The organism is Xenorhabdus griffiniae (genome assembly GCF_037265215.1).
Taxonomy (GTDB): domain Bacteria; phylum Pseudomonadota; class Gammaproteobacteria; order Enterobacterales; family Enterobacteriaceae; genus Xenorhabdus; species Xenorhabdus griffiniae.
Window position 1 is genome coordinate 1,908,799 of sequence record NZ_CP147737.1, and the last position, 15,098, is coordinate 1,923,896.

General features: G+C 41.0%; 10 protein-coding genes. All 10 read left to right on the top strand.

The window, feature by feature from the left end; all coding sequences use genetic code 11:
* Positions 1-552 precede the first annotated feature (552 nt).
* The 10 genes from WDV75_RS08575 (at position 553) to WDV75_RS08620 (ending at position 15,096) form a co-directional block, all read left to right on the top strand.
* A complete protein-coding gene (locus tag WDV75_RS08575) occupies positions 553-1,251 on the top strand; it encodes an MgtC family protein (protein WP_273557373.1) in 699 nt (232 codons plus the stop codon).
* A gap of 309 nt (positions 1,252-1,560) precedes the next feature.
* A complete protein-coding gene (mgtA, locus tag WDV75_RS08580) occupies positions 1,561-4,260 on the top strand; it encodes a magnesium-translocating P-type ATPase (protein ID WP_273557374.1) in 2,700 nt (899 codons plus the stop codon).
* Between the two features lie 1,561 nt (positions 4,261-5,821).
* Positions 5,822-6,172, top strand: coding sequence for a flagellar transcriptional regulator FlhD (gene flhD / locus WDV75_RS08585; RefSeq protein ID WP_189759655.1), 351 nt, complete (start codon positions 5,822-5,824; stop codon positions 6,170-6,172).
* A 2-nt stretch (positions 6,173-6,174) separates the two neighbouring features.
* The gene (gene flhC, locus WDV75_RS08590; protein WP_189759654.1) at positions 6,175-6,756 is read left to right on the top strand and encodes a flagellar transcriptional regulator FlhC; all 582 of its coding nucleotides are present in this window, start codon (positions 6,175-6,177) and stop codon (positions 6,754-6,756) included.
* A 134-nt stretch (positions 6,757-6,890) separates the two neighbouring features.
* Positions 6,891-7,772, top strand: coding sequence for a flagellar motor stator protein MotA (gene motA, locus WDV75_RS08595; RefSeq protein WP_273557375.1), 882 nt, complete (start codon positions 6,891-6,893; stop codon positions 7,770-7,772).
* Positions 7,773-7,774: 2 nt separating this feature from the next.
* Positions 7,775-8,788, top strand: coding sequence for a flagellar motor protein MotB (gene motB, locus WDV75_RS08600; RefSeq protein ID WP_273557376.1), 1,014 nt, complete (start codon positions 7,775-7,777; stop codon positions 8,786-8,788).
* 66 nt (positions 8,789-8,854) lie between these two features.
* Positions 8,855-11,023 (top strand): chemotaxis protein CheA, encoded by a 2,169-nt coding sequence (gene cheA, locus WDV75_RS08605; RefSeq protein WP_422399067.1) that lies wholly within the window; start codon positions 8,855-8,857, stop codon positions 11,021-11,023.
* A gap of 4 nt (positions 11,024-11,027) precedes the next feature.
* Complete coding sequence (gene cheW / locus WDV75_RS08610; RefSeq protein ID WP_189759650.1) at positions 11,028-11,525, top strand: chemotaxis protein CheW; 498 nt, start codon at positions 11,028-11,030, stop codon at positions 11,523-11,525.
* Positions 11,526-11,704: 179 nt separating this feature from the next.
* Positions 11,705-13,408, top strand: coding sequence for a methyl-accepting chemotaxis protein (locus tag WDV75_RS08615; RefSeq protein WP_273557378.1), 1,704 nt, complete (start codon positions 11,705-11,707; stop codon positions 13,406-13,408).
* Between the two features lie 56 nt (positions 13,409-13,464).
* Positions 13,465-15,096, top strand: a complete 1,632-nt coding sequence (locus WDV75_RS08620; protein ID WP_189759648.1) for a methyl-accepting chemotaxis protein — start codon at positions 13,465-13,467, stop codon at positions 15,094-15,096.
* Positions 15,097-15,098: the final 2 nt, after the last annotated feature.

Consider the following 15,098-nt stretch of genomic DNA (forward strand, 5'->3'; position numbering starts at 1 on the left):
TCCGATTTGCTGCTTACCTGGAATGGTGGGCGGTGCTACTTTAACTTCATGAGTTGTACCCACCTGAAGAAAAATTATCTGATATTAAGGATCTACTGAGTTGGAATTCTGAATCAGGTATCAATTAAAGGTATATCGGGGTATACATGATGTGGTCATATATTCACTCCTTATTCCCTCCGGGGACATACGCATTAATCGATTAAAGACTCGTTGTCAGAATGTCCTATGTACGATGAAGAAATGATCTCTTCAGGCTATTTTTTGCGTATTAGTTTTATACTCGATAAACTTCAAGTTGTAATCCGCAAGACGAGGCGAGACCTTATATTTTCCCGCTACGCGGGGAAATATAACACGCATCTTGAAGTTGGATTGGTATATAACGAATTAAAAAACGCAATCAATAAAAAGCTCAGCAAATAAAATTAAATGAGCCAGCCTCTATGTACATGAATTTCTGCGCCTAACAGCTACTAATCAATCAAGTTCACAAGCAACAACTTGAAGGACTAAGAGTATCTTTATCCATTTGATGTTATGGAGAATGCCATGTTGTTAACATCTATTGCAATGCACTTACTATCTGCGCTGTGTTTTGGGGCTTTGATTGGAGCCGAACGCCAATGGCGTCAACGTATGGCGGGATTAAGAACCAATGCGTTGGTATCAACAGGTGCTGCACTTTTCATGATTACTGCAATGAGCGCTTCTGAGGGAAATCCTGATCGTATTGCTGCACAAATTATCTCTGGCGTTGGTTTTCTTGGCGCTGGCGTAATCATGCGTCAGGGAATGAGCATTCGCGGTTTAAATACCGCAGCGACATTGTGGTGTTCAGCGGGAATAGGGGAGTTATGTGGTATGGGGCAATACTGGGCAGCAGGGATTGCTACAGCGATTATTCTCTGTGCGAACATTTTATTGCGAGAGATCGCGCAACGAATTAATACTCAGCCTCACCAGCAAGCCTTGGATTTAGAACAGCGTTATAAAATCCATATTATTTGCGACATAAATGACGAAATCCTGGTAAGGACTTTGATTTTACAAGCACTCAATGGCTTAGGTGCTAGGTTGCAGTCATTGAGCAGTGCAGATGCTATTCAGCCTGGCAGACTTGAGGTTTGTGCGGAAATATTAGCAACGCCTGCGGAGCAAAAAGAAATCGAATCAATTGTTTGTCGGGTAAGTTTGGAGAAAAGTGTCACTTCAGTTAATTGGAAAATTGCGGCTGAACTACCAGCTTAGAATATTTTCTTATTTTTAATTCCATAATTTTATATCAATAAGGAGTCAATATGGACGATGTCCCTCCTCCTCCACTAAATGAGATGTTGCCTATGGAGTAAGTAATTTTATTTCTCAGATAGGCAACGCATAAAAGCTTTATATACACATTAAGCTTCAAGTTGCAATTTACAACACGCTATGAAGCCTGATTTACTCCCGCTTCGCGGGAATAAATCACACGCATCTTGAAGTTAGATTGGTATATAGAAATTTATCCCTTGCGGAAAGGGATGATAGCTATTGCAAATTGAATATAGAGAAAGCGTTATGACTGAGAAATACACCAATAAATCAGCTAATTTTTTCAAGGAAAAAGAATTTATCGTCGCGAAACGAGCTAATCAAAGCCTTGAACATATTCTTACTGATCTCAACGGCAGTACATTGGGTTTAACTGATGATGATGCCATAGAACGTTTAGGACAGTATGGTATTAATGAAGTTGCACATGAAAAAACACCTCATGCTCTGATGCAACTTATTGCCGCTTTCCACAACCCGTTTATCTACGTATTGCTCGTATTAGCTACTATCAGTTTTTGCACTGAATATTTGTTGCCATCACTCAACGGAGAAGAAACAGAACTTACGGGGGTTATTATTATTCTAATAATGGTTACATTAAGTGGATTACTTCGGTTCTGGCAGGAATATCGAACAAATAAGGCGTCGGAAGCCTTAAAATCAATGGTGAATACAACTGCAACCGTTTTGAGACGCCCTTCTGATAATACTCAATCACAGAAAAAAGAAATTCCAATCAAATACCTGGTTCCAGGAGATATTGTTTATTTATCTGCCGGAGACATGATCCCCGCAGATTTGTACTTAACCGAATCCAGAGATTTATTTATCAGCCAGGCCATTTTGACAGGGGAAGCGATCCCCGTCGAAAAATATGACACGATGGCTCATGTGAGTGCCAAGACAGCTCGTTCTGATAATGTATCTGAAACAGAGTTACTTGAATTTTCTAATGTTTGCTTAATGGGAACCAATGTGACCAGTGGCACTGCGACTGCGGTGGTTATAGCGACAGGAAAGCAAACTTACTTTGGTTCACTGGCAAAATCTATCGTAGGAACACGAGCACAAACCGCATTTGATCACGGTGTTAATAGTGTTAGCTGGCTATTGATCCGTTTTATGTTGGTTATGATACCAATTGTATTGTTAATCAATGGATTAACAAAAGGTGATTGGCTTGATGCAGCGTTGTTTGCGCTGGCGGTTGCTGTTGGTTTAACCCCTGAAATGCTGCCCATGATTGTCAGTTCTAATTTGGCAAAAGGGGCTATTGCTATGTCAAAGAAAAAGGTCATTGTCAAACGACTCAATGCAATCCAGAACTTCGGTGCAATGGATATATTATGTACGGACAAGACAGGAACACTAACGCAAGATAAAATTATTCTCCAGCACTACTTAGATACAGAAGGCAAGGAAGATGCTTCTGTACTCCACTGGGCTTGGTTAAACAGTTTTCATCAAAGTGGCACCAAAAACGTAATGGATCAAGCCATTGTTAGGTATGGATGCAATAATTCAGATTTCGATTTCCTCCGCGGATACAGAAAAATTGATGAGTTACCTTTTGATTTTGTTAGACGCAGATTGTCAATTTCTATACAGAATTTGTCTAATAACTATCAATTAGTTTGCAAAGGAGCCGCAGAGGAAATGCTATCAGTTTGCTCCTATATAAGGGTAAAAGAGAAAATTATTCCTCTAACTGAAGAAGGCCGCAACAATGTCATGGAATTAGTTAGCAGTTATAACGAACAAGGTTTCAGAGTGTTAATCTTAGCGACTCGGGAGTTAAGTCATGATGAAGTGAAACCTCCACTTTCTGTTGCTGATGAAAAGGAGATGGTGCTACAAGGTTTATTAACATTTTTAGATCCACCAAAAGAAAGTGCTGCAATGGCAATTGCGGCATTAAGGGAAAACGGTGTTTCGATTAAGGTGCTTACCGGAGATAATCCTGTTGTTACGGCTAAAATTTGCCGAGATGTGGATTTAGATTCTGGAAATATTCTTATTGGCCCTGATATTGAACTAATGAGTGATGAAAACCTTTCAAAAGAAGTGGAATTAAGGTCAGTCTTTTGTAAGTTAACCCCTCTGCAAAAATCCCGCATTTTAAAATCATTGCAAAATAATGGACATACTGTTGGTTTTCTTGGTGATGGAATAAATGATGCGCCAGCATTACGGGATGCCGATGTTGGAATTTCGGTTGATACCGGGACGGATATCGCAAAAGAATCAGCCGATATCATCCTGCTTGAGAAGAATTTGATGGTCTTAGAAGAGGGAGTAATTAAGGGAAGGGAAACGTTTGGGAATATCATCAAGTATTTAAATATGACGGCTAGTTCAAATTTTGGAAATGTATTTTCTGTATTAGTTGCCAGTGCATTTATTCCATTTTTACCGATGTTAGCCATTCATTTGCTTGTACAAAACCTAATGTACGATATTTCTCAACTGTCTTTACCGTGGGACAAAATGGATAAGGAGTTTCTGAAAAAACCCCGTAAATGGGATGCAAAGAATATAGGGCGTTTTATGCTCTGGATTGGTCCTACGTCATCTATCTTCGACATTACGACTTATGCTGTGATGTGGTATGTATTTGCAGCTAACAGTCTAGAATATCAAGCATTATTTCAGTCGGGGTGGTTTGTGGAAGGATTGCTATCACAGACCTTGGTTGTACATATGTTGCGCACACAAAAAATTCCTTTTGTGCAAAGTACGGCAGCACTTCCGGTTTTATTAACGACACTAATAATAATGGTACTTGGTGTTTACATTCCATTCTCTGCATTTGGTACCCTAATTAGGTTGCAACCACTACCGTGGGAATATTTTCCATGGTTAATTGGGACATTAATAAGCTACTGTATCATTGCTCAAATGATGAAGCAGTTTTATATTCATCGATTTGGTGGATGGTTGTAAATGATTCTCATTAAATAATAGCTTATTCTGTGTGGGTTAAGGGAATAATCCATACGAAATATATGGAATTATGACTCTTATCATAACGAACTTTTTGCAGGTATTTAGAATAGGTCTTGATGTTATCTCTAAACATGAACTTCTTATCACAATACAAATGAATTTAAGGAATAAATAGCGTTACATTTACCTGTTATTTTTTTTATTTAAAACGCCAAATTAATCTATCTATTGCTATTTATTTCCAAAGTTAAATGGGATGAATTGCTTTTTTATATCTGTTTTTTCATCTGGTTTTATTTGTTTTTATTCTCATCCTTTATTCGTCTTTTAATTAGGTTTTATGTGATAATATGCTGTTGCCAAATTTGCATTTGGGAGTTATTTTATATTTATATTTTTTGTTATTTAAGCAAATTAATTTTTGGTTAATAAGTTATCTTGTTTGAGAATTTTACTGCTGATTTTCCTGTGCGGAAAAGCTGCATAAAACATTTGTTATTCTTATTATTTTCACCATGGAAGTGAAAATAATTGATTAATTTTTCTTATTTATTTTGCGTGTGGGCTGACTAAAGAGGAGGAATAATCAACAAGAGGATCTTGGTTAAATTTATGTCACAAGCAAATGGTGTATGTATTTGTTTGGTTTAGATAAATTTATTGATTATGGTGGCAAAAAATATCCTTGATAGATTGTGGAGGGGATTGAATTTTGTTTAATTAGCAAAGCATTGTTAGTTGAGTTTACGGAGGTGGGAAGATATGGATGTTTTTTTATTTCAATATCATACTGTATTTTATCTTATTTTTGTGATCTGTGTGATGTTTGTACGCAAAGTAGGAATGTATGCATTTTTTCTTCTGTTTGAAAATACTGCGATCATAAACTAAAAATGATCATACTGATAGCTTTTCAATAACTAGTATTCACATTTAATTAATAAATTTGGCATGACTATGATCTAAATCAAGTGATAGTGGAAGATGAGTGCCTACCTACATTATTAAGACGCAAATTTTATTAGAATATTGATAATTTAACTAAGGGAAAGATTTTTTATCGTTATTTTGGATTTATAAGTTTAATAGATCGTATAAAACCAAAAACGCTGCCTAATATTTTTATTTAAATAATTTAACTTATTAATTGTAGACTATTTCTCGTTTTTTTTGCTTGAATAGTTAATGAGCTATAATCATAATAAAAAGTGTTAGTTTTGTGATGTAGATCACATAGTATTTAAAATGACATATGTTCTCCGTTGTATAAGTTGATGATTCAGGAGTAAAGTTAATTAGCATTAAGAATATTCTTAATCAATTGTGGCAAGTGCATTACCCAGATGACGCAATAATACTTTTACAACCCATTACCGAAATATTTTAGAAATTGGGCGATCCCAAGAGTAATACAAAGGACAGTTACTGCTCTGGCTAAAGATGTATATTTCAGTTATGTCGGAGATTATTGAATCTCATGCTACTGGTAATTTTGTCGTGAGTGATTCTTTGATCACTTAATTTGATTTTTTCATGTAATCGGACGGGATATATAGAAATGAGTACGGCTGAATTGCTCAAACATATTTATGACATAAATTTATCGTATTTGCTTTTGGCACAACGGCTAATTAACCATGAGAAAGCATCTGCGATGTTCCGTTTAGGTATTAGTGAATCGATGGCTGATACGTTGGCCGAGCTGACATTGCCTCAGTTAGTAAAATTAGCTGAAACAAACCAACTGGTTTGCCATTTTCGGTTTGAAGACCACGAAACCGTACAGCAGTTAACTAAAGAATCGCGGGTGGACGATCTGCAACAAATTCATACAGGTATCTTACTGTCTACTCATCTTTTTCGGCAGTTATCCGCCCAGGATGACACTTCAATCAAGAAAAGAGCGTAAAGATGGTTGAAAAAAGTATTGTTCAGGAAGCGAAAGATATTCAGCTGGCAATGGAACTCATCACTTTAGGTGCGCGATTGCAGATGCTTGAAAGTGAAACTCAGTTAAGTAGAGGTCGATTGATCCGGTTGTATAAAGAGTTACGGGGAAGCCCTCCGCCTAAAGGGATGCTCCCCTTTTCGACGGATTGGTTTATGACTTGGGAACAAAATATTCATTCGTCAATGTTCTACAATGCTTACCGTTTTCTATTGAAAAGTGGACATTGTGAAGGCGTAGAGGCTGTTGTCAAAGCCTATCGTTTATATCTTGAGCAATGCCCGCCGGCGAGTGAAGAAGGGCCTGTTCTGGCATTAACCAGAGCTTGGACGTTGGTTCGTTTTGTTGACAGTGGGATGTTACAGCCAACACAATGTCGCTGTTGTGGTGGGACTTTTATCACACATGCTCACCAGCCGGTAAATAGCTTTGTTTGTAGTCTTTGTCAGCCCCCTTCACGGGCAGTAAAAAAACGTAAACTTTCCTCTCAACCTGCCGATACTAATTCACAACTGCTGGATGGATTTGCTCAGCAAGCTATGTGAATTTAAATGGGAAAGTAAAATTCAGGTTACAGGTTTGATTATAAACTCTGTAACCTGTCGTCACACTCTTCTTCATTTATCGATTCTCCCTGTTCAGATCCCATCTGCTCACCAACTTAGCTAAAGGATATCGCGTGTTAGTACTTTTAGGATATATCGTGGTTTTTGGTGCGGTAATTGGTGGCTACCTGCTTGTCGGTGGTCACATGGGCGCACTTTATCAGCCAGCGGAATTTTTGATTATTGCAGGTGCGGGAATTGGCGCTTTTATCGTGGGCAATAATGGCAAGGCGATAAAGGCAACATTGCGTGTGTTACCAAAAGTATTACGTAGCTCAAAATACAATAAAGCGATGTATATGGATCTTATGGCGTTGCAGTTTCGCCTGTTGTCCAAATCTCGCCAACATGGGCTATTGGCTTTGGAGCGAGATATTGAAAATCCACACCAAAGCGACATTTTTACCCAGTATCCTCGTCTGTTAAAAGATCAGTATTTGATGGATTTTATTACTGATTATATGCGCCTGATCATCAGCGGTAACATGAATCCTCATGAAATTGAAGCCTTGATGGATGAAGAAATTGAGACTTATGAACAAGAAAGTGAAGTACCCGCGACGAGTTTGGCAATGGTAGGGGATTCACTGCCTGCATTCGGGATTGTTGCGGCTGTTATGGGCGTCGTTCACGCATTGGGATCTGCGGATCGTCCGGCAGGAGAATTGGGCGTGTTGATCGCACATGCGATGGTAGGCACATTCCTTGGGATCTTATTGTCTTATGGTTTCGTTTCCCCTCTGGCAACACTCCTTCGTCAACGCAGCAGTGAGCAGGTCAAAATGATGCAATGCATCAAAGTGACGCTGCTTTCCAGTTTGCATGGTTATGCACCACAAATTGCAGTTGAATTCGGTCGTAAAACGTTATTCCTCACAGATCGTCCTTCATTCACAGAACTGGAAGAACATGTTCGTCGGGTTAAATCCCCTGTACAACAAGAAGTTGAAGAATAATTATGAGAGCGAATAATGTTTCTGTCGTCAGAATAAAGAAGCGTAAAAAACATGATTCGAACCATGTCGGCGGATCATGGAAGATTGCTTATGCTGATTTTATGACTGCAATGATGGCATTCTTTCTGGTTATGTGGTTGATATCGATAGCCAGCCCGCAGGAATTGACCAGCATTGCTGAGTATTTCCGTACCCCTTTAAAGGTAGCAATTAATCAGGGACAGAAAAGCAGCGATAGCACCAACCCGATCCCTGGGGGAGGGGATGATATTTCCCAACAGGATGGAGAAGTCTTCCGTCAATCTAATACCGTTGAAGCTAAAGAAGAAACTCGCCGCTTAAATCGGTTACGCCAGCAACTTGATCAATTGATTATTACCGATCCTCGCCTTAAAGAGCTGCGTCCTCATTTATTGATTGACATGATGGATGAAGGTTTACGTATTCAGATTATCGATCGAGAAAATCGTCCGATGTTCATGATTGGCAGTTCGAAAGTCGAAAGTTACATGAGCGATATCTTGCGGGCAATTGCGCCGATCTTAAATGATATTCCCAATAAAATCAGTCTTTCTGGTCATACCGATAATTTACAGTATGCTAACGGCCAGCGGGGTTACAGTAACTGGGAACTTTCTTCCGATCGTGCCAATGCATCAAGGCGTGAATTGCTGATAGGTGGTCTGGATGAAGCCAAAGTCCTGCGAGTTGTGGGTATGGCATCCACGGTTAGTATGCAGAAAGATATCGATCCTAATGCGCCGGTTAACCGTCGTATCAGCATTATTGTACTCAATAAAGAGGCAGAAAAAAGGATTGAGCAGGAAAATAGTGGCGGTAACGCCATGACCGCTAACAATAGTATGGATATGCAAGAAGTCATCAGAATGGATTCCAATGAGGGAGCGGCGGCTCAGCAACCCACCGAACAATCCCATGTGATCATAAAACATGAAATCGCAAAATCGGAACAGCCATCGGCTGAACCGCCGAGTGATAATAAGATGACAGAGTAAGTAACGATGGATATTACCGCGTTTTATCAAACTTTTTTTGATGAAGCAGATGAACTGTTGGCTGATATGGAGCAGCACTTATTGCTACTCGATGCCGATGAGCCAGATCATGAGCAGTTAAATGCAATATTTCGCAGCGCCCACTCCATTAAAGGGGGCGCTGCGACTTTTGGTTTTACCAAACTGCAACAGACCACACATGTTTTGGAAAATCTGCTCGATAGCGCCAGACGTGATGAAATACGTTTGACCGTTGACATTATCAACTTGTTTTTAGAAGCGAAAGATATTATGCAGCAACAATTGGATGCCTATAAAAGTTCTCAGGAGCCGGATGAAGACACATTCAATTATATCTGCGAGACACTGCGTCAGCTGGCATTAGAACTACAGCAAGGGCAGCAGGAAAAAGAATTTTTTGCAGCAATCCCTGAGATTCAGGCTGAACATGTCACAGAAGATGTTGTAAGTGACGTTGAGGAAAAACAGGCAGTAGTATTGGCCCAGCCTGAAGAGAATCAGCCAAAAGAGCGGTATACTTCAACAGACAAATCCAATCATGGACAGATACGTGTTCATTTATCTGGTTTGAAAGAACGCGAAGTTAGTTTAATGAAGGATGAATTGGGGCATCTTGGTGAGATTTATGATGTAGAACAGACTACCAATAGCCTTGAAGCTTCATTAATCACATCTGCGACAGAAGATGATATTACGGCTGTATTGTGTTTTGTCATTGAGCCTGAGCAAATCACTTTTTTACCCCCCAATGAGTCTCCGTCAGAAGGCGCGGACACTGAAACAGAACAAGATGCCACCGTAGTAAGCGGTGATGCTGTAGATACAGCCGTAAAAACGGATACGGTAAAAACTACGGCAGAAAATAGTAGTAATACAGCAAAAGATACTATCACAGCAACAAAGACGACAATTACAAACAATCCACAGCCGACTGACGCCCCGAAAAAAACAGATGTACGTGAAGTTGGGCGTCCGGCACCACGCCCGGCAGCAGGATCGCCACGCCAACGTGCGGAATCATCCAGTATTCGTGTTGCTGTAGAAAAAGTTGATCAGCTTATCAATTTAGTGGGTGAATTGGTCATTACCCAATCTATGCTGGCTCAACATTGTAACGGTCTGGAACCGACCAAACACAGCGAATTGTTGAGCTGTATGGCTCAATTGCAGCGAAATTCCCGTGACTTGCAAGAATCTGTCATGTCAATTCGCATGATGCCGATGGAATACGTTTTTAGCCGTTACCCACGTTTGGTGCGGGATTTGGCTGGAAAACTCAATAAAAAAGTGGAATTGACACTCATTGGCAGTTCGACAGAACTGGATAAGAGTTTAATTGAACGGATTATCGATCCTCTAACTCACCTGGTACGTAACAGCCTTGATCATGGTATCGAAAGTCCGGAAAAACGCCTTGCGGCGGGTAAACCAGAGACGGGTAATTTGACGCTGGCAGCAGAGCATCAAGGTGGGAATATCTGTATTGAAGTTATTGATGATGGGGCAGGTCTAAACCGTGAAAAGATCTTAGCAAAAGCACAATCTCAGGGCTTAAGCGTCAGTGAAAATATGAGCAATGAAGAAGTGGCAATGCTGATTTTTGCTCCCGGTTTCTCTACCGCAGAAGTGGTAACTGATGTTTCTGGCCGTGGTGTTGGCATGGATGTGGTCAAACGCAATATTCAGGATATGGGCGGGCAAATTCAGATTAATTTCCAGGCAGGAAAGGGAACTGTTATTCGCATTTTGCTGCCGCTGACATTAGCGATACTGGATGGTATGTCAGTCAGAGTCAATGAGGAAGTTTTTATCCTGCCACTGAGTGCTGTCGTGAGTTCATTGCAACCACAAGAGGAAGATATTTATCCATTGGCGGGTGATGAAAAACTATTGCTGGTACGTGGGGAATATTTACCTCTGCTTGAACTGTATCGCATATTCGATATCCCTAATGGAATCACTGATCCAACGAAAGGCATCGCTGTTATTGTGCAGAGTGCCGGACGCCGTTATGCCTTGTTGGTAGATAAACTGGTGGGGCAACATCAAGTTGTTGTTAAAAATATTGAGAGCAATTATCGCAAAGTACCGGGGATTTCGGCGGCCACCATTATGGGGGATGGCAGCGTTGCACTCATTATTGATATTCCGGCTTTGCAAAAACTTAACCACGAACAGTTGGCTCAGCGCAAAACATTTCACACTAAAAGGTAACATCATGTCAGCCATAGAAGAATTTAATAAATTATCGGGGGAAACGACCGGAAAGGAATATCTGGTTTTCACCTTAGGTGATGAAGAGTATGGAATTGAAATATTAAAAGTGCAGGAAATTCGCGGTTATGACCAGGTTACCCGCATTGCAAACACGCCTGCTTTTATCAAGGGGATCACCAACCTGCGTGGGGTGATCGTTCCTATCATCGATTTGAGGATCAAATTCTCACAAGAAGATGTCACTTATAACGACAACACTGTTGTGATTGTCCTGAATTTGCTTAACCGTGTTGTTGGGATTGTGGTTGATGGTGTGTCTGACGTGCTGTCGCTGAAAGAAGATCAGATTTGTCCAGCACCAGAATTTGCGGTCACTTTATCTACAGAATATCTGACGGGGCTGGGTTCTATTGATGAACGGATGCTGATTCTGGTTGATATCGAGAAGCTTCTCAATAGTGAAGAAATGGCTTTGGTTGATTCAGTCGCCAAAAGTTGATGTAAAGATTGATGTTTTGGGGCTACTGCAATAAAAATCAGTAGTCCCTTTGTCTTAGATCAAAAAAATACCGTAAAAAATCAATTTTTAGAATTATACGTAAAGTTCCCTTTTAGTGTGCCGATAACTATCTGTAATTCTAAAAATCGGCATAGAAATTTAGTAAAAAAAGGGAAGTTATGTTTAACCGAATGAAAATAGTGACGGGATTAATCTCAGTCATCATATTGTTTGGTGCTTTGCAACTTATCTCCGGGGGATTATTCTTCAAAGGGTTGAAGAATGATATAAAAGCCTTTGACTTAATAGATAAAATGCGAGAGCAGCAAATCTATCTGGATGAGAGCTGGGTTAACCTGTTGCAAGCCCGTAATAACCTGAACCGTGTTGGCATCATGTACATGATGAAAAATCGCGGTGTTGAAGGTAGTTATAAAGTTGATGACGCTCTGGCGGAAGCCAAAGCTAATATTGCCCGTGCTGAACGGCTCTTCGAAAAATATGAACAGACTGAAAAATTGTCTTTCTATGATCCAGAACATCTGCAACGTCTAAAACAAACTCACAATGATTATCTTAATGCGCTTAAAGAGTTAGATAACATGCTAGCGCATGACAAGTTTGAAGAGTTTTTTCTCCATAAAACGACGGATTATCAGAACGCGTTTAATGTGGAATTTAACTTTTATCTTTCCCAAAGTTCAAAATTTTATGACCAGGTGGCAGAAGAAGCTGACCAAACTTACAGTAACATCATTGCTTCGTTGATTTTTGTGATGACTCTGCTGGTTGTCGTCATGGGAATAAGCTGGATTGGCTTACGCAAAGCGCTGATCAATCCATTGCATAAGTTGTTAGATAATATCAAAGCCTTCTCAAGAGGGGATTTGACTCAAGCGATCACGGTAACTGGCAATAATGAGATGGGCATGTTAGCCGTTGGCTTGAGACACATGCAGGAAGAATTGATCAATACAGTCAGAAGTGTTCATCAAAGTACCGAAACCATCTATACCGGCACTAGCGAAATTGCCGCGGGTAACAACGATCTTTCTTCCCGTACTGAACAACAAGTGGCTTCGTTGGAAGAAACAGCTGCCAGCATGGAACAGTTGACGGCGACAGTAAAACAGAATGCTGACAATGCTCGTCAAGCCAGTAACTTGGCTGACAACGCCTCTGAGATCGCCCGTCAGGGAGGTAAAGTGGTGGCTCATGTCGTTCAGACCATGCATGAAATTGCAGACAGTTCTCGTAAGATCTCTGATATCACGGGTGTCATTGATGCCATTGCTTTCCAAACCAATATTCTTGCCCTTAACGCTGCCGTGGAAGCTGCCCGTGCCGGTGAACATGGCCGTGGTTTTGCCGTAGTTGCTGGAGAAGTGCGCAATCTGGCACAGCGCAGTGCAGAAGCGGCGAAAGAGATCAAAGCGTTAATCGAAGACTCTGTAAATCGTACAGATACTGGCTCCATGCAGGTAGAAAGCGCTGGCGAAACCATGAACAAAATTGTCGATTCTGTTACCCGCGTGACTGACATTATGGGGGAAATAGCATCGGCTTCTGATGAACAAAGCAGAGGGATCACGCAAGTTGGTGTCGCGATTTCCGAAATGGATAGGGTTACACAACAAAATGCGTCATTGGTTGAGCAGTCTGCTGCTGCTGCGGCGGCATTAGAAGAGCAGGCCAAGATATTGACCAAGGCGGTTGCGATGTTCCAATTACCGGAGCAGGCAGAAAGGAAGCAGCCTGAGAAAAGAAAACATGAAGTTTTATCGGCGACAAAATCGTCGACTCCTCCAGCTAATAAAACAAATCCTCCCGTGTTGAAGAAAGACAGCAATGTGGAAGATCCCTCTAATTGGGAAACATTCTAAAAAAATAATAGCGATAACTACGGCTGCATAATGCAGCCGTTAAACGAGGTGATTACATGTTAGGCAAGCTTCGCATATCAACCAGTTTGTATCTGTTACTGATGATGTTTTGTGTTATGCAAATTATTTCGAGTGGTTTGTCTCTGGGAATAATTCATACAGATCAGGAATATATTGAAAGAATTGATCTGGGAACTCAACGGAGAGATACCCTTGGATTGAGTTGGTCGGCATTGTTGCAAACGCGTAATACTTTGAACAAAATCGCAATTGCCCAGAAAGTAGGACAGCCACAAGCGCAGATAGAGATAATGGAAGCGTTACTCAAAGGCTCAATGAATGACGCAGACCGGAATTTTGCCAAATTCAGTTCACTACCGCGGATGGAGCAAACCGATCAGGGTGCAGCTTTATTAACTGCGGTTGAACATTCTTATCAAGAATATATCAACGCATTAAAAGAGCTAAAAACTTATCTTTATGAAGGTAATTTTCAGGCTTTCCTTGATCAACCTACAGAAGATTACCAGCGTAAGATGGAAATTGCATTTAACAACTATATGCAGTTTCTCGGCGCGAACATTAACTCAGCAGTTTCTGAAGGGAAATTTTACTACAAAGTATCCATTGCCATGTTTTTTGGCGCCATCTTGATGGTATTTGTTGTTTCAATAGCCGCTAATTGGTGGATGAAACGTAACCTGCTCAGACCGTTTTCGAATATGAGAACGTGCTTCCAGGATGTAGCAGAAGGGCGTTTGGATAAGGAAATTTCCGTATTCACCGATGATGAGATTGGCGATATTTTCCGTAAGCTGCGTGACATGCAGGCATCATTAGCTAAATCCATTGCTGCTGTGCGTGAGAATACCAACCAGATGTATTCTGGCATTCAAGAGATCACTCAAGGTAATACGGACTTATCTTCACGTACAGAGCAACAGGCCGCATCATTGGAAGAAACGGCTGCCAGTATGGAAGAGTTGACTGTTACCGTTAAACAGAACGCAGAAAATGCGCGTCAAGCCAGCGAATTGGCGGTATCGGCTTCCCAGACTGCTTCAAAAGGTGGCGAATTAACCACAAGTGTTGTGGCAACTATGGATGAAATTGCCAAAAGTTCGAAGAAAATCAGCGCCATTATTAGTGTTATTGATGGTATTGCGTTCCAAACCAATATCCTGGCCCTGAACGCTGCTGTTGAAGCGGCACGTGCCGGCGAACAGGGGCGGGGGTTCTCTGTCGTCGCCGGTGAAGTACGTGACCTGGCACAACGTAGTGCCGAAGCGGCGAAAGAAATCAAAACCTTAATCGATGAATCTGTCCATCGTGTTAACCAGGGTTCGGAATTGGTGAATAATGCGGGGCAAACGATGGATGAGTTGGTTAGATCGGTAAACCAGGTGACTGATTTAATGGCTGAAATTGCGGCTGCTTCTGATGAACAGAGCCGTGGTATTCATCAAGTTGCTCAAGCCGTCAGCCAGATGGATCAAGTCACACAGCAAAATGCTGCATTGGTGGAACAATCTGCCGCTGCCGCTGCTGCGCTTGAAGATAAGGCGGACATGTTGGTAAAAACGGTTGCTCAATTTGAACTGCCTGACAGTTTGGAAGATGAGTACGATCATCAGGCAACCGCTACATCAAACATGACTGATGAGCATGTTGTAAATCAACTTCGCTGAGG